The organism is Caballeronia sp. LZ016 (genome assembly GCF_031450805.1).
Classification (GTDB): Bacteria; Pseudomonadota; Gammaproteobacteria; order Burkholderiales; family Burkholderiaceae; genus Caballeronia.
Genome location: NZ_JARTVY010000004.1, coordinates 305956 through 327685 on the forward strand (window position 1 = coordinate 305956; position 21730 = coordinate 327685).

Annotated in this window: 20 protein-coding genes; 13 read left to right on the forward strand and 7 right to left on the reverse strand. The window is 62.2% G+C overall.

Annotated elements, in window-relative coordinates:
• Nucleotides 1-180 precede the first annotated feature (180 nt).
• The 5 genes from P9220_RS21925 (at nucleotide 181) to P9220_RS21945 (ending at nucleotide 4552) form a co-directional block, all read left to right on the forward strand.
• Nucleotides 181-423: a hypothetical protein gene (locus tag P9220_RS21925; RefSeq protein WP_309767649.1), complete on the forward strand. Its 243-nt coding sequence runs from the start codon at nucleotides 181-183 to the stop codon at nucleotides 421-423.
• 345 nt (nucleotides 424-768) lie between these two features.
• Complete coding sequence (locus P9220_RS21930; protein WP_309767651.1) at nucleotides 769-2115, forward strand: MFS transporter; 1347 nt, start codon at nucleotides 769-771, stop codon at nucleotides 2113-2115.
• 220 nt (nucleotides 2116-2335) lie between these two features.
• Nucleotides 2336-3541, forward strand: a complete 1206-nt coding sequence (locus P9220_RS21935) for a DUF6402 family protein (RefSeq protein ID WP_309767653.1) — start codon at nucleotides 2336-2338, stop codon at nucleotides 3539-3541.
• A gap of 40 nt (nucleotides 3542-3581) precedes the next feature.
• A complete protein-coding gene (locus tag P9220_RS21940; protein ID WP_309767655.1) occupies nucleotides 3582-3911 on the forward strand; it encodes a hypothetical protein in 330 nt (109 codons plus the stop codon).
• 164 nt (nucleotides 3912-4075) lie between these two features.
• A complete protein-coding gene (locus tag P9220_RS21945) occupies nucleotides 4076-4552 on the forward strand; it encodes a hypothetical protein (protein ID WP_309767657.1) in 477 nt (158 codons plus the stop codon).
• Nucleotides 4553-4677: 125 nt separating this feature from the next.
• Here P9220_RS21945 and P9220_RS21950 read toward each other — a convergent pair whose 3' ends face one another.
• On the reverse strand, nucleotides 4678-5739 hold the full coding sequence (locus P9220_RS21950) for an Ldh family oxidoreductase (protein WP_309767659.1): 1062 nt from the start codon (nucleotides 5737-5739) through the stop codon (nucleotides 4678-4680).
• Nucleotides 5740-5893: 154 nt separating this feature from the next.
• Between P9220_RS21950 and P9220_RS21955 the strand changes: the two genes are divergently transcribed.
• The gene (locus P9220_RS21955) at nucleotides 5894-6832 is read left to right on the forward strand and encodes a LysR family transcriptional regulator (protein ID WP_404980314.1); all 939 of its coding nucleotides are present in this window, start codon (nucleotides 5894-5896) and stop codon (nucleotides 6830-6832) included.
• A gap of 191 nt (nucleotides 6833-7023) precedes the next feature.
• On the opposite strand, the gene P9220_RS21960 is transcribed toward P9220_RS21955, so the two are convergent.
• From P9220_RS21960 to P9220_RS21970, 3 genes are read right to left on the reverse strand one after another with little or no spacing between them, the layout of a single operon-like run.
• On the reverse strand, nucleotides 7024-7341 hold the full coding sequence (locus P9220_RS21960) for a hypothetical protein (RefSeq protein ID WP_309767663.1): 318 nt from the start codon (nucleotides 7339-7341) through the stop codon (nucleotides 7024-7026).
• Nucleotides 7328-8686 (reverse strand): acyclic terpene utilization AtuA family protein, encoded by a 1359-nt coding sequence (locus P9220_RS21965; protein ID WP_309767665.1) that lies wholly within the window; start codon nucleotides 8684-8686, stop codon nucleotides 7328-7330. Before P9220_RS21965 ends, P9220_RS21960 begins: the two co-directional genes overlap by 14 nt.
• A 12-nt stretch (nucleotides 8687-8698) precedes the next feature.
• Nucleotides 8699-10003, reverse strand: coding sequence for a citrate:proton symporter (locus tag P9220_RS21970; protein ID WP_309767667.1), 1305 nt, complete (start codon nucleotides 10001-10003; stop codon nucleotides 8699-8701).
• 100 nt (nucleotides 10004-10103) lie between these two features.
• On the opposite strand from P9220_RS21970, the gene P9220_RS21975 reads away from it, so the two are divergent.
• The 5 genes from P9220_RS21975 (at nucleotide 10104) to P9220_RS21995 (ending at nucleotide 15819) form a co-directional block, all read left to right on the forward strand.
• Nucleotides 10104-10994, forward strand: coding sequence for a LysR family transcriptional regulator (locus P9220_RS21975; RefSeq protein ID WP_309767669.1), 891 nt, complete (start codon nucleotides 10104-10106; stop codon nucleotides 10992-10994).
• 323 nt (nucleotides 10995-11317) lie between these two features.
• The gene (locus P9220_RS21980; protein ID WP_309768236.1) at nucleotides 11318-12040 is read left to right on the forward strand and encodes a GntR family transcriptional regulator; all 723 of its coding nucleotides are present in this window, start codon (nucleotides 11318-11320) and stop codon (nucleotides 12038-12040) included.
• A gap of 59 nt (nucleotides 12041-12099) precedes the next feature.
• Nucleotides 12100-13395, forward strand: a complete 1296-nt coding sequence (locus tag P9220_RS21985; RefSeq protein WP_309768237.1) for an MFS transporter — start codon at nucleotides 12100-12102, stop codon at nucleotides 13393-13395.
• 52 nt (nucleotides 13396-13447) lie between these two features.
• The gene (locus tag P9220_RS21990; RefSeq protein ID WP_309768238.1) at nucleotides 13448-14302 is read left to right on the forward strand and encodes an amidohydrolase family protein; all 855 of its coding nucleotides are present in this window, start codon (nucleotides 13448-13450) and stop codon (nucleotides 14300-14302) included.
• Nucleotides 14303-14433: 131 nt separating this feature from the next.
• Nucleotides 14434-15819 carry a gluconate:H+ symporter gene (locus tag P9220_RS21995; protein WP_309767671.1) on the forward strand — a complete coding sequence of 462 codons (1386 nt, stop codon included), beginning with the start codon at nucleotides 14434-14436 and terminating at the stop codon, nucleotides 15817-15819.
• 309 nt (nucleotides 15820-16128) lie between these two features.
• On the opposite strand, the gene P9220_RS22000 is transcribed toward P9220_RS21995, so the two are convergent.
• A complete protein-coding gene (locus P9220_RS22000) occupies nucleotides 16129-16761 on the reverse strand; it encodes a TetR/AcrR family transcriptional regulator (RefSeq protein ID WP_309767673.1) in 633 nt (210 codons plus the stop codon).
• A gap of 231 nt (nucleotides 16762-16992) precedes the next feature.
• On the opposite strand from P9220_RS22000, the gene P9220_RS22005 reads away from it, so the two are divergent.
• Entirely contained in the window at nucleotides 16993-17466 is a 474-nt protein-coding gene (locus tag P9220_RS22005; RefSeq protein WP_309767675.1) for a nuclear transport factor 2 family protein, read from the forward strand.
• Between the two features lie 23 nt (nucleotides 17467-17489).
• A complete protein-coding gene (locus P9220_RS22010; protein ID WP_309767677.1) occupies nucleotides 17490-18926 on the forward strand; it encodes an MFS transporter in 1437 nt (478 codons plus the stop codon).
• 135 nt (nucleotides 18927-19061) lie between these two features.
• Here P9220_RS22010 and P9220_RS22015 read toward each other — a convergent pair whose 3' ends face one another.
• Both P9220_RS22015 and P9220_RS22020 read right to left on the reverse strand, forming a co-directional pair.
• A complete protein-coding gene (locus P9220_RS22015; protein WP_309767679.1) occupies nucleotides 19062-20501 on the reverse strand; it encodes an aldehyde dehydrogenase family protein in 1440 nt (479 codons plus the stop codon).
• Nucleotides 20498-21439, reverse strand: coding sequence for a LysR family transcriptional regulator (locus P9220_RS22020; RefSeq protein WP_309767681.1), 942 nt, complete (start codon nucleotides 21437-21439; stop codon nucleotides 20498-20500). Before P9220_RS22020 ends, P9220_RS22015 begins: the two co-directional genes overlap by 4 nt.
• Nucleotides 21440-21730: the final 291 nt, after the last annotated feature.

The window sequence follows — 21730 nt, forward strand, 5'->3', positions numbered from 1 at the left end:
ACATATGGCGCGAGCCAGAATCGGCTGCCGTCTGGCGTCGGCGCTGCTTCCCGTTGTCGACACTCGAAGCAAGCGCAAGCGGTTTCGCCCTCGAACCGCAGGGCCTTCGAATGAAGCGCGCGACCCGGTGTTCGGAGGCTTGCCATTAAAGGTTCCCGGCGGCGCGCCGAAAACCGAGCAATGAGAAACGAAGCAAGCCCCAACATCACCGGCGACGATCCGCTGCGAGCCGAAGCGCGAGCGCTCGCAACCAGCATCGAACTGATCCGCAGAGCACGCGGCAAGAAGAATCCGCGCGACTGCATCGTTGGAACGAGCGAGTGGGAGAGCGTCTGTAACGACTTCGCGTGCGATTTGCGTTGGGCGCTCGGGCTCGAGGGCGACGACACCGATATTCCAGCCGGCCCCGAACGTTTGCGATAGGGTCCCGGCATTCGAGCTGCTGACCTGCGGCAGTTCAAGCGATGCGGTTCTGGAGGATCGGCAAGCGTCGATTGCTTCTCTCACGCAAGCTGTCGAATTACTGACATGAGCGTTATCGAACAGAACGCCGCGCAGCGATGACTACGCGCGCGCCGTCGTCGACGCCTCGGCAGCGCGGGTTTGCCCCTACCGCGCCATAAGCAATTGGAATCGGTTCGCGGGCAAATTTGATTGGATTTCCGGCAGGTGCAGTCATATCGTGCGTCAGTCCACTGCGGTAATGCGCGGGTGCGGCGTCAAAAACAGAATCAGCCACGAGAATGACATTGCCAGGAGACTCGATACATGGAGCAGTCGTCCCCCGTTTCAGGCGTGCCGCAACCGGATGCAGGCGGCGCTCATGACATCGCCACGAGCGACAAGGCATCGGCAAGAGTGCGGAGGATCCAGCGCACGGCGCTTGCGTTGCTTCTGCTAAGCGGGATCGTCAATTACATCGATCGCGCGACGCTCTCTATCGCCAATCCGCTCATCCGGCAAGACCTCGGGCTCTCGGTTGCCGAGATGGGTCTGCTGCTTTCCGCGTTTCTCTGGGCGTATGCGTTCGCGCAATTGCCGGCCGGCGCATTCGTCGATCGCTTCGGCGCGCGCGTCATGCTGTCAGTCAGTCTCGCGACATGGTCGGTCGCGCAGGCGTTCGGTGGCGTCGTGAGCACCTTCGGCCAGTTCTTCGCGGCCCGCATGGTGCTGGGCATTGGCGAGGCGCCGCAATTCCCTACGAGCGCGAAGGTGGTGCGCGACTGGTTCGGCAAGAAAGAGCGCGGTGCGGCGACCGGCATCTGGAACAGCTCATCGACGCTCGGGACCGCGATATCGGCGCCGTTGCTGACGGTCGTCATGCTGACGGTCGGCTGGCGATGGATGTTCGGCATCATGGGTATCGCCGGACTGGTTCTTGCACTCGGCTTCTACCTCGTGCATCGCGACCCGCATCAGGTCGATCTGACCCAGCGCGAACGGGCGTATCTGACCGACGAAGAAGGCGAAGACACGTCGCGGCCGACCTGGAACGACTGGCGTCGCCTGTTTGGATTCGGCACGACGTGGGGCATGCTTCTGGGCTTTTTCGGGACGATCTACGTTCTGTGGCTTTACAACGCGTGGCTGCCGACTTACCTGCAGATGGAGTTCCACCTGACCATCGCGAAGTCGGGATGGGTCGCGGCGGTGCCTTATCTTTTCGGGGTGGTGGGCAGTCTTTCGGGCGGCAAGGTCTGCGACGTGCTCGCGAAGCGAGGCGTTTCCGCGATCAACAGCCGCAAGTACCCGATGGCGGCATCGTTGCTGGGCGTGGCGTTTTTCACGGTTCTGACCGGCCTCACGCACAGCGCGACGCTCGCCGTGATCTTCATCTCGATCTCGATGCTGCTGCTGTACGTTTCGAGCAGCGCGGCGTGGGCCATGGCGTCCGTTGCGGCGCCGGCCAACTGCACCGCATCCATCGGCGCGATGCAGAACTTCGGGGGCTACTTCGGCGGGGCGCTTGCTCCGGTGATCACTGGCTTCATCGTGCAGCAGTCGCACTCGTTCCAGCCTGCGCTGTTCGTCGGTGCGGGCGTGGCGGCTCTCGCGGTCATCGGATACTGGGTGCTCGTGCGTGCGCCGATACCGGCGGCTGTGCAAGCGCGGTGATGGTTCAAGAACCTTTGGATGTTGGGTTGCACCCGCGATCGATATCGCGGGTGCGGCGTTGAGGGGGCGTTGTTTTGCGCTCGCCGATAAGGCATCGTCGCGGCACTTCCCGCGTCGCGTTAGTTCGAGTCTGGTTGTGCAAAAAATGACAGTCAAGAAAGGCTGAACGAGAGGGTGCTCTTGATAACGTACTCGCTATAAGAATACGTGAGAGAGACCTGTGCAGATTTCAGACGTCAAGATTCCCTATTACAGCTCCGACATTCTGCGACGCTGGAAGCGCCGCGATAGCTGCAAGCTTATCTCCGGCTTAGACATCTCATTCTTGCGCGAACCGCCTGTGTGCGAGTTTCACGTCACACCGCCGCCACCGCCAACACCTGTCGAAAAGCCGGATCGGGTCATCGCGTTTCTTGACGGCCTTCAGAAGGTCCATGACTTCTTGCATGAGCCGCCGAAGAAGCGACCGCCCCCTCCGCCGAAGCCGGCCAAACAAGTCAAGATCCCGCCGTTTGACTTACAAGAGATTCCTGGCGCAATGCGAGCGGTGAACATGCCCGTAGCAGCGCAATTAATGGAGCGATGGTTTGCGGGCGGGCTTAACTATTCGCCGACCAATGAGCACGAGGGAAAGCTCATCAATCAGGACGGCAAGCCTTATCCACCGTCGATGTATGAGATGTCGCTCGTCAAGCTGGATTGGGTGCTCAAGTTCGAACGGGCGCGGGAAGGGTATGAGCGGCTGTTGAGCCGCGAGGTTCTCAGCAGTCCTCTTGCAATTGCTACCCTCCGCACGATGATAGAGCCGTTTCGCCGGCCCGATCGACAGATATTTCCGCGGCATCTAACTGGCAATAGTTTGGCCGAGCTACATAAGCACTTCCAGTTCCAGTATTCACCGGTTGAAGGATCGATGAGGCAAAAGATCGCGCAATTCATGCATCGAGAGTATGCGTATAGGGGGTTGCCCGACGATCTTACGGGCGCGCTCGGCTCATTCAACTTCTATGTGGCGCCGGAATCTGTCGTCTTTTCGTGGGACGGTTGCGACGCCGAGATCAGAACCGTTATCGTCTATGTCAAAGACAATTACACGTTCGGTGATAAGCCGGGGCAAGTGTCGCAATATCTCGGTCACTGGAACCGAAGTGGCGTAATCATAGTGCCTTACAGTGCGGCACTGAGCGCGTTGAATTGGCATCGGGAGCCACCGGGAGACGTCGTGCCGCTCCCGGAGGAGGCGGGGCTGTACGCGGATTTTCCAGTAGCCGTCGCCGATCCTCGCACGCGAGGCAACGTATATCACCCCGTCTACAATTCGACGTATCGGAAGTGGCAGATCACGCATAAGCGCGGGGGCGACTTCGTGATCTTTAGCGACTCCCGGACGATAAAACTCGTTCCACCAATCAAAGTGAGATTCTGATGCGAGGAATCGTAGGCGTGGCCGAAGCAGGGCTTCTGCCTTGGACGTTGGCTTTCGCGGCTGCCGCGACGGCTTTGATCGCTATCGGATCCTGGAAATCGGGACTTCGGTCGATGTTGAAGCGAGGCCCGCTCACGGCGATCATCTTCTTGACCATTGGAACGGGTTTCTATCATTGGCGACTCGTCGATACCCGCTCGCGGATAACCGCTTCCCACTGCTCGAAACGTTCGCGCCGGATCGCCAGTATGTTGTCCAGATTTGCTATGCCGGCGATTTGAACGTATTACGGCCCCGGTCAGCAGACAATTCGAAGCGCTTGGCCGAAAAAACGTTTGCCGGCTTCACTGACGATCCGATCACGATTTAGTAGGAAGGGGACAAGGTGCAATACGAGGACGGCGACGAGAACGGCGTTCACTTCAGCGTAATCAGATTGCCACCAGGGCTGGAGGTCGGTTGCTCGCTTATTTGCCGCAATCTTTTGGGTTACGGGACGATAAACCTCAACCCGCCACTCGTAGTGAGGTTCTGATGGAGGGAATAGCAAATGCAGCCGAAGCAGGGCTCTTGTCTTGGTCTCTCGCTTTTGCCGCAGGCGTGACGATTCTGGTCGCGGCCGGTTCATGGAGATCGGGGCTTCGGTCCATGTTGATGCGAGGCGTTCTGACCGCGCTCATCTTTGCGCTCATCGGAACGGGTCTGTATCAGTGGCGCCTCGCCGAAATTCGTTCGGCGATCGCGGCCTCTGACTGCAACAAATTCAGCGCGCCGGACCGGCAATATGTGTTGGAACTTTGCTATGCAGGCGACATGAACGTGATACGCCTCTGGTCGGCGGATCAGTCGAGCCTTCTAGCTGAGCGAACGTTTCCTGATCTTACTCATGAGCCCATGAGGACATATTGGGGGAAGGGCAAACTGGAATACGAAAGCGATAATCGCTATGAACTTGAAGTGATCAAATTGCCACCGACGCTGAAGGATCGGTTGCTCGCTCGTTTGCCGTAATTTCTAGCGAGCACGGAACAATGGGTCTGGTTCTCCCAGTCCAGGCGAGATTCAGACGCCGCGAGGCAAACGCGGGCGCCGTTCAAAGCTACGGTTCTCGCGCTGCCTGTACCGCCCGAACAGGCCTAAGCCACGCCCTCCGGAAACCGCACCCCATAACGCTCCCCGCAAGCCTCCAGCGCCGGCGCGATCGTCGGATACAGCGCCACTCCGTCACGCAGTTGCTCGCGCTTGAGGCTCAGGCCGCGATCGCCCGGCATTCGCACATTCGAGCAGCCGGGGCGGGGCGGATTATCGCGGCACGCGTCACCGATCCAGTCCATCTGCCGGGCGAACGCATCCAGCCCGCCGAACGCAGCAGGATCGTATAGCGACAGGAACACCGTGGCGCCCCATCCGTCGGCGGGATCAGCCCGGCCGTGGCCCGCCAGCCCGCCCGTCAGCGCCTCGATCAGCAGCGCGAGCCCGAAGCCCTTGTGGCCCCATGTCATGCCGCCCAGCGGCAGGATCGACCCCGGCGGCTCAGCCGATAACACGCCCGGATCGCGGCTCGGCTCGCCGTTCGCATCGAGAAAGCAGGCTTCGTCGAAGAGTTGCCCGGCTTTATGCAAACGCGCAGTCATGCCGTTAGTCACCGTCGACGACGATATATCGATCAGAAACGGCGTCCCCGATGTCGGGATGCCCGCTGCAATCGGATTGGGCGTGAAAACCGAGCGCGTGCCGCCGTGCGGCGCAACGCTCTGCACCGCCGGATCGGAACTGCTGAGCACGATCATGAAGCCGCTCGCGGTTGCCTTCTCCAGGTAGCTCGCAAGGCACGCGATGTGGTGACTGCGACGAATCACGAGCGTCGCGCTGCCATATTCCCGCGCCCTCGGAGCTAGCGTTTCGATGCCCTCGAGAACCAGCCACGGACCCGGCAGACGACGGCCATCCCACAGCAGGCTCGCGCCCCGGTCCGAGATCACGTCCGGCTCGCCAGAGCAGGTCATCGCGCCACGCTCTATCTCACCGACATACGGAGCGAGCAGCGCGAGACCATGCGTGTCGTGTCCCATCAGATCACCGTCTACGAGCGTGTTCGCAACGGCTCGGGCCTTGGGTTCGTCCATGCCCGCCTTGCTCAGCAGGTCCTGTGCAAAGCGTTGCAGCGCGGTTGCGGAATAGCGGATTTTGTCGTTCATGATTTTGCTTCAGGCAAGGGATTGAGTTCGGACAGAGACCATCTTTCGATTGTCCGGTGAGGCTTCGATAAGCGTCCAATCGCTAATTGCGTACAATCGATTCCATCCGGTTATGAGGTCGTCTGCGTATACCCTTATGCCCCAAGAACCCGCCATGCCGACTGCTCAAGTCTTGACGAAGTTACGGTTCAGGCACTTGCAGCTGCTCGAATTGCTCGGCCGCAGCCGCAACTTGCGCATTGCGGCCGAACAGATGCACCTGACGCAGCCGGCGGCGACAAAAATCCTGAGCGATATCGAAGCGATGCTGGGCGCCCCCCTTTTCGATCGATTGCCGCGCGAGATGCGGCCGACTTATCTGGGCGCGTTGTCGGTGCAGTACGCGAGCACGACGCTCGCCAACCTCGGCAAGTTTTCGAGCGAGTTCGCCACGTTGCGCAACGGCGGCTACGGGCACCTTACCGTGGGCTTCATTCCGGCCTCGGCTGCGCAACTGGTCATCGCGGCCATCAAGGAGATTCAGCGACGGCGGCCGCGGCTCATCATCAAGCTGGTCGAACAGAGCAGCGACCAGCTCGCGACGTGGCTCGAAGAAAAGCGTCTCGACGTGATGGTGGGACGTCCGACCGAGCCGCGGCACGATGCGCTGTTCGATGTCGTGGACCTCCTCGCTGAACCCGCGCGGGCGGTCGTCGGGCGGCATCATCCTTTGCTGGATCAACGGCGACTGGAGATCGCCGACCTGGGGCGATGGCCATGGATTCTTTATCCGCCGGGCACCGCAATGCGGCAACTCTTCGAGGAGACGTTCGCGGCGGCCGGGATGGTTGCGCCGGTGGGCATCGTGGAAACGCCCTCCATCTTTTCGACGCTGGAGTTATTGCAGGCCACCGACATGCTTTCCTTGCAGCCGCAAGCGGCGATGGACAAGTACGTGAAAAGCGGCTTGTTAGGCTACCTAAGCGTGCCGATCCGGCGCACGTTGACGAACTACAGCGTCATCACGCGAAAGAACGAAGTCGCATCGCAACCGATACAGGAGTTTGTCGAAATACTTCTGGAGACCGCGCGGCAGTATCGGGATGATCGGTGATACCGGGTTCGAGCACGACATTGGTACGTAGCTAGTCCTGCGACTTCTTCGTCCATGTCGCGCCGCGATGAGGGGCGTCGCCACGTTCGGCATCGCCAATGTCGCGCGGCCGCTGGCCACGATCATCGTCAGCCCGATGTTCGACCGCATCGGATGCAGGAAGACTCTCCGTGAATGCGCCTACGGGACGTTCAACTCTCGCTCGGCGCTTCGACTTCGATATCCAGTAGCGCCGAACTCATCGACTTGCCATGCGCGTCGAGCGCCAGCGAGCGTGTGACGCCGCCACCGAGCGCATCGTCGAGCACGAAGTTGAACGCGTGCAGATGCGGTAGTTCATAGCGCCGCACATCGCCTTTGACTACGTCGGAGAGATGGGCCTTCACGCGCTCGGGCGTCAGTGCATTGCTCAAATGGGCGTAGTGCCTGGCGTCGAAACAGATCACCGAAACGTTGAGCGTGTTGCCTTTGTCGCCGGTGCGTCCGTGAGCGAGTTCACGCAGTTTCATCGCTGACCTCCACGATTTCAAAGACGGGTTTCACATGTTCGCCAGGCAGCAGCACGGATTGAACGGCGAGCACTTCGCGTGTCGCTTTCGTCACGCCGCCGCCACCCGACGGGCCGTTCGTATATAGCGTTTCCACTTCGTTGCCGATACGCGCCGCTTCTTCCGCATTCGATACGCGGCCCGCCACGCGCACGCGAACTTCATACGGCTCTTCGTGCGATGCTGCAAGGCGATCGCCGTAAAGCGCATTCACGCCGATCAGATCGAAGCGCAATTCGCTCGTATCGACGCCGATTATCGCGAGCCGCTCGCGGACGATATCGAGCGCAAGCCGCGCCCGCGCGACCGCGTTCGGTCCGCCGTAGGAAATCTGTCCCTCGCCGATGTAACCGTCCAGATACCCGACCGACACCTTGAGCGTCCCCGTGCGCGCCTCGCCGCGTCCGCCGGTCACACGCACGCGATCTTTCGCCTCTTGCGCGACGCGAACCTTTGAGAAATCCGCGACGACATCCGGCTGGTAGTAGCGCGCCGGATCGTGAATCTCGTAGAGCAGTTGCTCCTTGCACGTCGCCTCGGTCACGCAGCCGCCCGCGTGCGCGACCTTGCAAATGACGACATTGCCGCGCGCATCGACTTCGCCGATCGGAAACCCGAGCCGCGCAAGGTCCGGAACGTTCTTGCAGCCGGGATCCGCAAAGTAACCGCCCGTCACCTGTCCCGCGCATTCGAGCAAGTGGCCGATCACGGTCGCTTGTCCGAGCGTGTTCCAGTCGTCCATCCGCCAGCCGAATTCGTGGATCAGCGGCGCCGTGAACAGCGACGGGTCCGCGACGCGTCCGGTCAACACGACATCCGCGCCTGCCGCGAGCGCCGCGACGATGGGCGCCGCGCCAACATACGCATTCGCCGACACGATGCGGTCTGCGTACGCGCTCACGTCGTCGCCCGATTCCTCGAACCGCAGGGAGGAGCCGAGGACGACATCGAGCACATCGTCGCCCGTGACGGCTGCGATTTTCAAGTCCTGCAGGCCGAGTTCACGCGCGATCTGGGCCGTTTTCCGCGCCGCGGACAACGGGTTGGCCGCGCCCATGTTCGAAACGATGCGCACGCCGTTCCTCGCGGCGACCGGCAGCACCGCGCGCATGCGCGCTTCGAGCAACGGGTCGTAACCGGCCGATGGATCGCGCCGACGAGCCTGCTGCGCAATCGCGATGGTGCGCTCGGCGAGGCATTCGAACACGAGATAGTCGAGCGCGCCGTGCTCCGCCAGTTCGACAGCCGGTTGGATGCGATCGCCCGAGTAGCCCGCGCCCGCGCCTATTCTAATGATGTCTTTCATGATGCTCGCCCCTTACAACGGAAACACGCCCAGCACGACGCACGCGATCGTCATCACGATCGACGCGCCGAACAGTAGCGGAAACGTGAACTTCTGATGGTCCGCGAGATCGATGCCGCACAAGCCCACGACGAGAAACGTCGCGGGCGTGAGCGGGCTCACGGGAAAGCCGGTGGTCATCTGGCCGAGCAGCGCGGCCTGTCCGACATGGACCGCCGGCACGCCGAGCTGCGACGCGACTTCGGCGATCACCGGCAGCACGCCGAAGTAGAAGGAGTCGGGATCGAAGAGCATCGAGAGCGGCATCGACAGCACGCCGAGCGCCACCGGTATATGCCCGGCCATCGCGGGCGGCACGAAGCCGACGGCCGCCTGCGCCATCGCCTTCAGCATGCCGCTGCCCTGCATCACGCCCGTGAAGACGCCCGCCGCGAGCAGGATGCCCGCCATCATCAGCGCGGCGCGCGCGTGGGCATCGATGCGCTTTCGCTGCATGTCGACGTTCGGGTAATTCACCATCAACGCGATGCACAGGCCGACCATGAACATGATCGCGGGCGGAATCTTTTCGCCCATCAGGACCATCGTGCCGAGCACGAGGATGGTAAGGACGATGTTGAACCAGAAGTTCTTCGGGCGGCGCAGTGCTTCTTCCTCCGGCGTGAGCTTGCGTTCGGGCATCGGAATGGAGCCGTTAGCCGTCGAATAGCCGAGACGCTTCTCTTCGCGTCGGCCGAGCATCCACGCCATGCCGAATACGAACACGAGGCCGATTGCCTGAACCGGAATCAGCGGATTGAAGAGCGATGAAATCGGCAAATGCAGCGACGCGGATGCGCGGATCATCGGCCCGGTCCATGGCAAGAAGTTGATGCCCGCCGCCATCGACACCGCCGCCGCCAGCACGCGCTTGTCCATGTTCAGGCGTTCGTAGAGCGGCAGCATCGCGGGGATCGTGACGAGAAAGCACACCGCGCCCGAGCCGTCGAGATGGATCAGCAGCGCGAGCAGCGTCGTGCCCATCACGATGCGCGTCGGCTTCGTGCCGACCGCGCGCAGGATGCGATCGATGATCGGATCGAGCGTGCCGGCATCGGTGATCGTGCCGAAGTAGAGAATCGCGAACACGAACATGCCGACGACGGGGGCGAGACTCTTCAGCCCGTCGATGACGAACTTGCTCGTCTGCAAGCCGAATCCGCCGATCAGCGACGCGGCAATCGGCACGATGATGAGCGCAACCAGCGGCGACATGCGCTTCGAAAGGATCGCCCCAAGCAGGACGACGATGGTGGCGAGGCCGAGCAACGGCAACATGAACGTGTCTCCGGATATTGTCTTTTAATGTGGCCCAGAGTAAGTTCGGTACGGCGATCACGCAATTGAAATGATTTGATCGCAGCTATTACGAACCATAATGGATTTGAATCTTCGCGATATCCGCGCATTCGTTGCCGTCGCCGAGGCGGGCAGCTTCACGCGGGCGGCGGAACGGCTGCATCTGTCGCAGCCGGCGCTGACCGTGCAGATACGGCGGCTGGGGGAAGCGGTCGGCGCGCGCCTGTTCGACCGCAACAGCCGTAACGTCGCGCTGACGCCGACCGGACGAGAGCTGCTGCCGCTGTTGCGCAAGTCCATGCATGACATGGAGAACGTGCTGCGCGATGCGCGTGCGCTGGGCGAAGGGCAGAGCGGCACGATTCGCATTGCGTGTCTGCCGACGTTTGCGGCCAGCGTGTTGCCCGAACTCATCATCGACATGAAGCGCGAGGTGCCGCGCGTGTCGTTTCAGATCCGGGATGCCGTGGCCAGCACCGTCAATGCGCTCGTGCGCAACGAGGAAGCGGATATCGGCGTCACGGGCGGCGGCGTGCTCGACCCGATGCTCGAAGTGCTGTGCTCGGCGGTGGACCGGCTCGTCGCCGTGTGTCCGCGCGAGCACCCTCTTGCGCGGAAGCGGCGAATCGGCCTGGAAGACCTGACACAGGGCCCGCTCGTGCTCACCGCGCCGGGAACCAGCGTGCGAGCCGTCGTCGATGCCGCGCTCAGCGAATCGCGCGGGCCGCTCGATGTTGCGTGTGAACCGACCTACATGATGACCGCGGTGGCAATGGTGCGCGCCGGCCTCGGCGTGACGATTCTGCCCGAGACCGCGCGCGAGGTGCGCGCAGAACCGGGACTCGTGGTGAAGGCGATCGATCATCCCGCGTTCGTCAGGTCGATTGCCATCGTGAAGAAAAAAGGCAGGACATTGCCTTCGATCACCGCGAATTTCGTGTTCAAGATGCGTGCGGCTGTCGAGCGATAACGCAACGGGCCGGTGCGGGGTCGTCGCCCAGTGCCTCATCGTCCATGTCCCGCCAAACGCCATATTCAGCAACAACGCTGGCCGCCGCGGAAGCTCGCACAGCGGTTAGAGAACGCGTCCACGCGCCGCATTGCAAGACTGATAACCGAGACCATCAGCGCTTGCGGCTGCAAAGGCGGCACGACTTCGATCGTCACATCTTCGGCCGGCTTTGCCGGCTCCACTTCGTCAGCCACGCGGCCAACCGCTAGCAGGGTATCCCCGAATCCCTTTTTGGCGAATACATGTAATCATATATATGAATTCATAATACGAGCACGATGATGCATGCGGATGAACGCCTACCTCGCTATCTGCGGCTGCGCGACGAAATGGTTGCTTTGATCGCGGCCCGTCACTGGCGTCCGGGCGAAGCGATCCCGACCGAGCAGGCGCTTGCGCAAAGCTACGGCCTTGCCGTCGGAACGGTCCGAAAGGCCGTTGATTTGCTCGTCGCGGACGGACTGCTCGAGCGATTCCAGGGAAGGGGAACGTTCGTACGTCGCGCCAATTTCGACGGGTCCCTGTTTCGCTTCTTCCGCTTCCAGACGCGCGAAGGCGAACGGCGCATCCCTGAGAGTCGCATTCTTCGCCGCGAGGTAGTCGATGCACCATCCGCGGTCGCCGCAACGTTACAGATATCACGCACCGCACGCGTGATTCAGATGTCACGCGTGCGCCTGATCGACGGCGTGCCGATGCTTGCGGAAGAGATCTGGTTGCCCTACAAGCGCTTTGCGGCATTCGCACGGATGGACCTGAGCGACGTCGGCGATCTTCTATATCCCGTGTACGAGTCGCAGTGCAATCAGATCGTGGCATCGGCAACCGAGACCCTCACCGTGGAAGCTATCGGCTTACCGCACGCCCGGCTTCTGAATATCGAACCAGGTACGCCGGCCGTCGTTATCGAGCGTCTTGCATACGGCTACGACCGGCAGCCCCTGGAATGGCGCCGCTCGCGCGGTCCTGCCAGCGAGTTCATCTATCAAGCGGAGATCCGCTAGCACAGACACGCTGGCGGAAGCGCAGAACTTGCATCAATGCAGAGACGAGGAAACGCGGCATGTTCAACTGGTTCAGGGAAATTTCAGCGAATGAACGCCGGACGTTCTGGGCGTGCTTCGGCGGGTGGGCGCTGGATTCGCTCGACGTGCAGATGTTCAGCCTCGTGATTCCGGCGATCATCGCCGAGTGGTCGATCAGCCGCACGCAGGCGGGGCTGGTGAGCGGCGTCACGCTGGTCGCATCGGCGCTCGGCGGATGGCTCGCCGGCATGCTTTCGGACCGGCTCGGACGCGTGAAGACGTTGCAATGGACCGTCGCGTTTTTCTCCGTGTTCACGTTCTTGTGCGCGTTCGCGCAGAACTACCCGCAATTTCTAGTGCTAAAGACGTTGCAGGGTTTCGGCTTCGGCGGCGAATGGGCGGCAGGCGCGGTGTTGATGGCCGAGACCATCCGCAACGAGCATCGCGGCAAGGCAATGGGCAGTGTGCAAAGCGCCTGGGCAGTCGGTTGGGGTGCAGCGGTGCTGCTGTACGCGTTGATGTTCTCTCTGCTGCCCGCCCCAACGGCATGGCGGGTGATGTTCGGAATCGGCATCGCTCCGGCGCTCTTGATCTTGTATGTTCGACGAGGCGTGCAGGAGCCGACCCTTTCGGCGCATTCAACGCGCGCGGCGAGCGTGCATCGCGACGACCGGGCACGTGATGTCATCGTCGGCATCTTCTCGCCCCGGATGCTGCGCATGACGCTTATCGGGGCGCTCCTGGGCGTCGGCGCGCACGGTGGTTACTACGCGCTGATGACCTGGCTGCCGACGTTTCTAAAGAGCGAGCGCCATCTGTCGGTGCTCACGACGGGCGGCTATCTGGCAGTGGTCATCGTCGCGTTCTTTTGCGGATGCCTGGCGAGTGCGCAGTTACTCGATCGCATCGGGCGTCGTAAAACTATCCTTACATTCGCGATCTGCTGCGTTGTTACCGTGATCGCTTATCTGTTTCTCCCACTCGGTAACACGGCGATGTTGTTCCTCGGCTTTCCGCTCGGCTTTTTTGCAGCAGGCATTCCGGCAAGCATGGGCGCGCTGTTCAATGAGCTCTATCCTCGCGGGATGCGCGGTACGGGAGTCGGCTTTTGCTATAACTTCGGCCGCGTCGTATCCGCGGGATTTCCAGTGCTCGTCGGCCATATGTCCGCGAACATGTCGCTTGGAACAGCAATCGGCATCGATGCTGGCCTGGCATATGCGATCGTCGTAGGGTCGGTGCTGATGCTGCCGGAGACGCGGGGCCGCGGGCTTGGCGATGCTGCTGCCGATACCGACGACGCGCGCCCGCTCGCCCACGCCCAAGAGCATTGACGCGCCGGTCACCCGCCCGAAGTCGCGTAGAACTAACGATCGGAAAATATCCATGCTTTTTGAATCGGGGACACCGGAAAGCCGTTGGCCCGACGTTGCATCGGTCGATACACATGCCCATGTGTTCACGCGCGGCCTTCCGCTTGCGCGGCATCGCCGCTATGCGCCAGACTACGACGCGCCGCTCGTCGCATACCTTGCGCAACTGGACGCCCGCCGGATTGCGCGCGGTGTGCTCGTCCAGCCCAGCTTTCTCGGCACCGATTGCGCTTATCTGCTTGCAGCGCTGCAATGCGCGCGCCCCAGGTTACGAGGCGTCGCCGTGATCGCGCGGGACTGTGGCCCCGATCTGCTGAGTACCATGTGCGAAGCGGGCGTGGTCGGGATACGACTCAATCTGATCGGTCATGCCGATAAGCCGCTTGACCACTGGATCAGCGAATCCACGCTGGCTCAATTGCGGCGACTTGGATGGCATGTGGAAGTACACGCGGAAGCAGCAAGGCTGGAAGGTATCGTCGCGCCGCTCCTCAACGCGGGACTCGATGTCGTCATCGATCATTTCGGCAGGCCAGAGCCTGCTCTCGGTGCAAGCGATCCCGGCTTCCGCCGTCTTCTCGACTGGGCGCCGACAGGGCGACTGTGGGTGAAAGTCTCGGGCGCATATCGGATTTGGCCGGACAGCCGCGAGGGTGATGCGGACATGCGAGAAGCGTTCCGTCTTCTGAAAGAAGCGTTTGGCGTGCGGCGCCTGATGTGGGGCAGCGACTGGCCTCATACGCAGTTCGAGACATCCGCCGCACTCTCGAAGTCGCTCGACCTGTTGGACGCTCTTATTCCCGACCCGCAAGAGCGCAACGTAGTCCTCACGGACACGCCAGCGAATCTCTACAGGTTCGATGCTTAGGCGATGACTGGTCGATCCCCGTCCACCTGTTCCCGACGAAAGCCGCGCTCGCTGCAATAGCCATCGTTCGTGTATCGAGGCTCGAATGACCATCGCGCGCGGCTGACTATTTCAAACGAAAGAACTATTCCATGACCAATTTAGATATCGACTTGTTGCTGACTGCGCTGATCAGCGTGCTCGTGCTCGTCGCGCTTATCGTCTCGCGCATCAGGATGCATCCGCTGCTTGCATTGCTTGTCGTTTCCGTCGGGGTAGGCATCAGCACTGGCATGGAGCCGGCTGGTATCGTCAAGCACCTGACCAACGGCGCAGGCAAGACGCTGGGCGCCGTAGGGGTGGTCATCGCGCTAGGGGCGATGCTCGGCAAGATCCTTGCGGATGCGGGCATCACCGAGCAAATCGCCGAGGCCATTCTGAGCCGCGCCTCCGATCGGATGATCCCTTGGGCCATGACCCTGGTGGCCTTCGTGGTGGGCATTCCGATGTTCTTCGAAGTCGGGCTGGTGGTCATGCTACCCCTCGTCTTCAGCGTAGCGCGCAAGCTCGAGAGCCACGCTCGCTTCAAGGGCTCGGCATACGTGTACGTCGGGGTGCCCGTGATTGCCGCGCTTGCCGCGATGCACGGCATGGTACCGCCCCATCCTGGCCCTTTGACAGCGATCGCCACGCTTAAGACATCAGTCGGCCCGACGATGCTGTATGGCTTCCTGGCAGCCATCCCGGCCATGATTCTGGGCGGTCCACTCTATGGCGCGTTCATTTCGCCACGCATGAGCACGAAGCCCGACCAGAGCTTGCTCGACCAATTTACCGCCGGGGACCCGTCTCGCAGCGGACAACGGCCTGGAGTCGCGCTCGGAGTACTGGCGGCATTGCTACCCGCCATCCTGATGCTGGTCCACGCCGTCGCAGAAATGATGTTGCCGAAGAGCGCGCCGCTGCTTCATGTGGCCGCCTTCATAGGCAGCCCGCTTATAGCCATGCTGCTCGGTGTGCTATTCGCCATTGCGGCGTTGGTACTTGCCAGGGGTGGCGATACGGAAAAACTCCGCTACTCGCTCGGCGACAGTCTCAAGCCCATCGCTTCGATCGTCATGATCATCGCTGGGGGCGGCGCATTTCAGGAAATGCTGACGAGCGCGAAGGTGGGCGACGCCATCGTGCATTTGACGCAGCACTTCGCTTTTCCTCCGCTCATTCTCGGCTGGCTGATTGCCATGTTGCTGTCAGTCTCCACAGGGTCTGCCACCGTGGGTATCGTGGGCGCGGCTGGCTTGCTTGCTCCGCTCGCGGGCGCTGATCCGAGCCTCAACTTGCCCTTGCTGGCCTTGTCCATCGGCTGCGGTTCCTTGTTCTTCAACTATGCGAACCACGCCGGCTTCTGGATGGTCAAGGAATCATTCGGCATGACCATGAGCGAAGCCACCAAAACAATTTCAGTGGTCCAGTCCATCGTGGCGGCGGTCGGCCTGGTCATGGCGCTCGCGTTCAACGCAGTCATCCATGTCCATTGATCTGTCTCCGGGGCAGCGGCGCTTAGCCTAGCAAGCTATTTCCGGACGCACGCCTGGCCGGCTGAATTCCGCAGCCGGCCCCGAACGATCCTCCGACCGGCGACTGACGCGGACATTCAAATGTCAGTGACGCTCAGCTAAGAGACATTCGGTGTGCCGTCTTCGTCCTCGAGACGATTTCTGCCCGAACCCACAGGTGGCCGTGCCGGTACTCGTCAGAGGCCCTTTGCCTGCACGATGTCTTGAACCACGCAGCATGTCGACGGGCCACCTCGGGCTTGTCCAACGCAAAATCCGATAGAGATGTCTTCAGGCCTCTTTAGGCATCGGCTGGTCCACTGCGGCATCCCAGATCCCCATTGCGTCGGTCACGGCCTTCTCGATGACGGCATGACGGACACGATCGCGGGCGAGCACAGACAGTCCCTGAAAAAAGCAGTCGAGCGCGATGGACAGCGATGCCGCATCCGTGTCGCTGCGCAGTTCGCCACTTTTGATGCCCCGTGCCACGCAGGCGCGAAAGCCGGCGCGCGTTCGACTGCGCACTTCACGAAGCAACTGGGTGACGGCTTCGCTGCCGGTGGAACTGGCCCCGACAACGCCGAGCGCGACCATACAGCCTTTCGGGTGGCCGCTCTCGGTCTGCATCTTCGCCGACCGGAGCAGCGCCAGAAACACGCCCTCCCGTGGCGGAAGCGATGTGTCATGAAGACTACGGGTCACCTTGCCATAGATCTCCATATATCGCTCCAGCGCCTCCTTATAAAGGGCCTCCTTGGACTCGAAGGCCGCATAGAAGCTGGGCGCGGAGATGCCTCCGCCAATTGCCGCCTTTAGCTGCGACAAAGACGTCGATTCATAGCCATGTTCCCAGAACAGGTGCATCGCCGAAATGATCGCCGCATCGCGGTCGAACGTGCGCGGCCGACCCCGCTGAACCATGAACATCTCCCTCAGTCGAAATATACATACTAGTCGATACACAATTTTCCGGCAAGTCACGACTTGCAGCATTGCGCACGTCGCAGGACTCGTCAAAAAGGGCGGTTGACACGGCCTTCCACGTCCCCTTATATTTGTACCACTCGGTACTTAAAGACAGAGCAGCGCGAGGCCACCACGAGCCCCGCATTTTTTTCGCTATTTATATACCACGTGGTACGAAAATAACCCATGTCCAAAGAACTCGAATTACGCCTTGACGCTATCGAAAGCCGCTTCGCCATCGATGCGCTGATCGCCAACTACGCCGAGGCGTTCGACACCATGAACATCGAGCTGCTGGCTACGCTGTGGCATCCGGACTCGCGACTGCTGCTGGGCGCGAACGGTAACTCCGACGGTCTGGAGGCCATTCTGGCGCAAGCACGCATCAACATGAAGCGCATGCCCCACATGCATCACTGGATGGCGAATGCCCTGATCACGGTGGACGGTGACAACGGCCACGGCCTGGTGGCGGCGGACTGTCTTTTTTACGACGTCGACCAGGGCACGCTCCAGGTGAGCGGCCAATACCGCGACGTCTATCAGCGACGCGAAGGCCGCTGGGCGTTCCTGGAGCGCACCTTCACCATGCACTACGCCACGCCTCTTCAGAACTGGCGCCCCCTCATGGGAACGGAACGCTTCGGCCGTCCGGCGTGATGCGGTCTTCGGAGCCCACATTCATGCATACGACAAACTCCTCCACGCGTCGATGGTCAGCGTTCGCGGTGTTGCTGGTGGGCGCATTTCTGCCTCCGCTCGACTTCTTCATCGTGAACGTCGCCCTGCCGTCCATCCAAAGCACGCTCCACACGAGCGCTGCAGAACTGCAACTCGTCATTTCTGGATACGCCGCGGCGTATGCGGTCTTCCTTATCACAGGGGGACGGCTTGGCGATCTCTTCGGCCGGCGGAGGATCTTCCTGATCGGCGTCACGGGCTTCGGAATGACATCGGTGATCTGCGGCCTCGCATCGTCAGCCGCCATATTGATCCTCGGGCGTGTGGCGCAGGGCCTGAGCGCCGCCGCGATGGCGCCGCAAGGACTGGCCTCCATCCACGCCCTGTTTCCAGAGAAGGAGCGCGCGCGCGCTTTGGGCCTCTACGGCGCCGCGGTGGGACTGGCCGCCGTTGCCGCGCAGGCGCTCGGGGGTGCGTTGATCTCTGCGGACATCTTGCACTTGGAGTGGCGCGTCGTCTTTCTCATCAACTTGCCCGTCGTCGTCGCCGTCCTGATCTTCGGGCTGCCGTTGCTGCCCGACGTCCGCGGTGACAGCCCGGCGCCTGTAGACCGGATCGGGGTGCTGCTCTGCGCGCTCACGCTAGGCTTGCTCATCGTGCCCCTGGTCGAAGGGCGGGAACTGGATTGGCCGTGGTGGGCCTGCGCAATGCTGATCGCGTGTCCCGTCGCGGGGGCAGGCTTCTGCCGATATGAGGTGGCCTACGCCCGCCGAGGCGGCGTGCCGCTGATCAGCGTCGAGTTGATCCGGAGGCCTGGCCTGATGAGCGGGCTCACAGGCGTCCTCTTTTTCTACGTCGTCTCCGCCTTCTTCCTGACGTTCTCCGTCTATCTCCAGGCGGGCCTTGGCATGAGTCCATTCGAGACAGGGCTGGTTTTCCTGCCGTTCGGGGTTGGCGCCTTCGTCGGGCCGCTGACGACTCCGCTTGCCATCCGCCTCTTCGGCGACCGCGTTCCCGCCATCGGCATGATGCTCGAGGTCGCCGGCTGCGCGCTCCTCGCCGCCCTCGTGTCCAGCGCACCCGGACAGATGCCGGCTCCGTTTCCGCTGATCGGGGCGGTAGCACTTCTGGGATTCGGTCAGGGCTGGGCGCTGCCGACGCTGGTGCGCTCGGTAATCAATCGCGCACCGGCGACCGGTTCCGGGATGATCGCGGGCATCACGAATTCGGCGTTGCAAATCAGCGCAGCACTGGGTGTCGCGGTCATCGGCGGCGTCTTCTTCGGCGTCGCAGGGACTTCACCGGACGCGGTGACGCTGGCCGGAGCACTGGTCGTCGCAATGATGTGCGTCGGCGGCAGTCTGACCGTTTCCGCCGTCCTGTCTATCGTCGCTTCGAGATCGAGCATTCAAGCCGCTGCAAGGACCGCGCCTCGTTGAATCCGACTCCCCCATCACGCGCGGCAGAAAGCACATCGATGCTGATTTTGCACGGCATGCACGGCGATCAACTGCGAGCCTGCTTCACTCCTTCGGCAGAGCCCTCATGCGCGAGCGCCGGCGAGCCGTGATGCATCAGCGAAGCGGAGCGATGCCCTCGGCGACGCCGGCTGGCATGCAGATGTGCTTGATCTCCGTGAAGTCGGCGAGGGCATCGTATCCATGCAGCCGCCCGAGCCCGCTTTGCCGGTAACCGCCGGTTTCCGCTTCAGCGAACAGCTTGTTGTGATCGTTGATCCAGACCGTGCCATTACGCAGCGCCCGCGCCACGCGAAAGGCGCGCGGACCGTCGTGAGTCCAGACGCTCGCTGACAGGCCGAACATGCTGTCGTTGGCTTTCGCAAGCGCTTCCTGTTCGCTCTCGAACACTTCGAGCGTGACGAAGGGCCCGAAGATTTCGTCCTGACAGAAGAACGCTTTTGGATCTCCGTGCTCGACGAGCGTCGGTGAAAGAAACGCGTGGCCCGAGCGGCCGCCGCGCAACAACACTCGATCCGCCATATCGCATGCCCGTTCGATGGTGCGGTCCACCGCATCGCGCGTAGGGGCATCGATGAGCGCGCCGATATCCGTCGTCGGCTCGATACCTGGTCCCACCCCGAGCGCCGCAAGCGCGGCCACGAGATGTTCGCGCATTTGCGCCGCGCGCGATGCATGCACCAGCACGCGCCGCGCGGCCGTGCATTGCTGGCCGGAGATGATCGTCGCGGCGCGCGCAAGGCGTGGCGCGATGGCGGCGACATCGGCATCGTCGAAAACGAGGCAGCATGACTTGCCGCCGAGTTCCAGCGAAAGTTTCTTCATGCTGTCCGCCGCCGCGGCCATGATCTTCTTGCCGGTCACGGTCGATCCGGTAAAGCTCACCACGTCCACGTCGTGCGAGTCCGCCAGCCGCTCACTCGCGGCGTGACCTTGCTCGTTGACGAGGTTCACCGCCCCCCTGGGCAGCGCGGTGTGCTCGAGGCAGCGCAGCATCGCGGCAGTGATCAGCGACGTTTGCGCGGCAGGCTTCACGACCGCCGTGCAACCCGCCGCGAGAGCAGGTCCGAGCGAGCGCACGAGCAGCACGGCCGGCGCGTTCCACGGCACGATGATCGCCGCGACGCCAGCGGCTTCGCGCAGCATCGTCGAAATGGTGCCCGGCTCGGGTTCCAGCACGTGCCCGGCGATATGCCGCGCGAGCCCCGCGTAATAGCGCACTTCGGAGATGGCGCCCGCGATCTCCCCGCGCGACTGCGCAATCGTCTTGCCGTTTTCGCGCGTGAGCAGCGTCGCGAGCGATTGATGCTGCTGTTCGAGCGCGGCGGCCCATGCAAGCAGCACGTCCTGACGCAGACGCGCGTCCTGCGCCCACGTCGTGCGGTCGAACACATGGCGCGCAGCGGCGATGGCGGCGTCCGCTTCCTGCGCGCCGCCGTCGGCATACCGGCCGATGGCCTCGCCCGTCGCGGGATCGATGCTGTAAAGCGTAGGCGCGCCCGTCCATTCGCCGCCGATCCAGTGCAATGCGTTCATCCTGAGCCTTCCTTCAAAGAGAGTGGTGTTCCGGGAGCGGCACTATTCGATGCCTGATGCAGTTCATCCCCGATGATCGCGATGAGCGCCTCCGCCGCCGCGCTCAACGGCCGGCGCGGATGACTCACGCACACGATATGACGCACGATGCGCGGCGCGAGAATCGGGCACGCGCGCAAGGCGCCGTGCCGCGCGGCACGCTCGACGACGATGCGCGGAAGAATCGTCGCAAAGCGGGTGTGCTCGACGAGTTTGAGAATGGTGGAGAGCACGTCGATTTCGAAGCGCGGCGCGAGCAGCACGTCTTCATGCTGTGCGGCGCTGTCGAGCACGCCGCGCAAGCCGTGGCGCTTCGTCGGCAACACCAGTTCGAGTTCGGGCAACTGCGCCAGTTCGATCGCGTGCGGCAAGTCGGGCCCGTGCACGGCGCTCGTCGCAAGCATCATCTCTTCGTCGAGCAGGGCGCGCGAATCGAGCGAAAGACGTGCGCGCGGCTTGTTGATGATCGCTGCATCCAGTTGGCCGCCCGCCACCCAGTCGATGAACGTCGCGCTGTAGCCGTCGGCGACGGTCACTTCGACATCCGGATAACGCGCATGAAAGCGCGCGAGCGAATCGGCGAGCACGCTTTCCGTGACGGAGGCGATCAGCCCGATGCCCACATGCCCCGTCACGACTTCGTCGCGCTGCACGAGCTGCTGCCGCGCGTGCGCGAGGTCACGCATGATCGGCAGGAAGAGGCGATACATGAGCCGCCCCGCCGCGGTCGGCGCCATGCCGTGCGCCTCGCGCTCGAAGAGTTGCTGATGCAGTTCGTCCTCCAGCTTCGCGATCTGCATGCTCAACGCCGGCTGCACGATGTTCAGGCGCTTGGCTGCACGCGTGACCGAGCCGTCTTCGAAAAGCGCGATGAAGTACTGGATTTGCTTGAGGTCCATTCATTCCTTTCGGCATCAGCGACGCTAATAGCACAGCCGCTCGTTATCACTAGGCGCCGATTCCGCTCGAAGCGTCGTTTCGGGCCGAGCCGCTGTCTGGGCGGCGCGAGGACGCATCTATTGATACGTAACTGAAGGAACGCTGTCATCGGGGCTAACACGGATATAAGGGCGACTGATTCGGCGCATCAGAAAACGGTATTAGAACTTATGGCGCGATCTCGCTACGCTTCAACCCATCTGCTTGCCACGGCATCTCTCGCCGACGAGGCAGCAATAGATGGAGACACG

What these genes read in the sequence shown, in the direction of transcription:
- P9220_RS21980 (WP_309768236.1), top strand. Translation starts at nt 11,318, where the DNA reads ATGCATGCGGATGAACGCCTACCTCGCTATCTGCGGCTGCGCGACGAA.
- P9220_RS21950 (WP_309767659.1), bottom strand. Translation starts at nt 5,739, where the DNA reads ATGAACGACAAAATCCGCTATTCCGCAACCGCGCTGCAACGCTTTGCA.
- P9220_RS21960 (WP_309767663.1), bottom strand. Translation starts at nt 7,341, where the DNA reads ATGAAACTGCGTGAACTCGCTCACGGACGCACCGGCGACAAAGGCAAC.
- P9220_RS21925 (WP_309767649.1), top strand. Translation starts at nt 181, where the DNA reads ATGAGAAACGAAGCAAGCCCCAACATCACCGGCGACGATCCGCTGCGA.
- P9220_RS22010 (WP_309767677.1), top strand. Translation starts at nt 17,490, where the DNA reads ATGCATACGACAAACTCCTCCACGCGTCGATGGTCAGCGTTCGCGGTG.
- P9220_RS21930 (WP_309767651.1), top strand. Translation starts at nt 769, where the DNA reads ATGGAGCAGTCGTCCCCCGTTTCAGGCGTGCCGCAACCGGATGCAGGC.
- P9220_RS21955 (WP_404980314.1), top strand. Translation starts at nt 5,894, where the DNA reads ATGCCGACTGCTCAAGTCTTGACGAAGTTACGGTTCAGGCACTTGCAG.
- P9220_RS21970 (WP_309767667.1), bottom strand. Translation starts at nt 10,003, where the DNA reads ATGTTGCCGTTGCTCGGCCTCGCCACCATCGTCGTCCTGCTTGGGGCG.
- P9220_RS22020 (WP_309767681.1), bottom strand. Translation starts at nt 21,439, where the DNA reads ATGGACCTCAAGCAAATCCAGTACTTCATCGCGCTTTTCGAAGACGGC.
- P9220_RS22015 (WP_309767679.1), bottom strand. Translation starts at nt 20,501, where the DNA reads ATGAACGCATTGCACTGGATCGGCGGCGAATGGACGGGCGCGCCTACG.
- P9220_RS22005 (WP_309767675.1), top strand. Translation starts at nt 16,993, where the DNA reads ATGTCCAAAGAACTCGAATTACGCCTTGACGCTATCGAAAGCCGCTTC.
- P9220_RS21945 (WP_309767657.1), top strand. Translation starts at nt 4,076, where the DNA reads ATGGAGGGAATAGCAAATGCAGCCGAAGCAGGGCTCTTGTCTTGGTCT.
- P9220_RS21985 (WP_309768237.1), top strand. Translation starts at nt 12,100, where the DNA reads ATGTTCAACTGGTTCAGGGAAATTTCAGCGAATGAACGCCGGACGTTC.
- P9220_RS21995 (WP_309767671.1), top strand. Translation starts at nt 14,434, where the DNA reads ATGACCAATTTAGATATCGACTTGTTGCTGACTGCGCTGATCAGCGTG.
- P9220_RS22000 (WP_309767673.1), bottom strand. Translation starts at nt 16,761, where the DNA reads ATGGTTCAGCGGGGTCGGCCGCGCACGTTCGACCGCGATGCGGCGATC.
- P9220_RS21965 (WP_309767665.1), bottom strand. Translation starts at nt 8,686, where the DNA reads ATGAAAGACATCATTAGAATAGGCGCGGGCGCGGGCTACTCGGGCGAT.
- P9220_RS21975 (WP_309767669.1), top strand. Translation starts at nt 10,104, where the DNA reads ATGGATTTGAATCTTCGCGATATCCGCGCATTCGTTGCCGTCGCCGAG.
- P9220_RS21990 (WP_309768238.1), top strand. Translation starts at nt 13,448, where the DNA reads ATGCTTTTTGAATCGGGGACACCGGAAAGCCGTTGGCCCGACGTTGCA.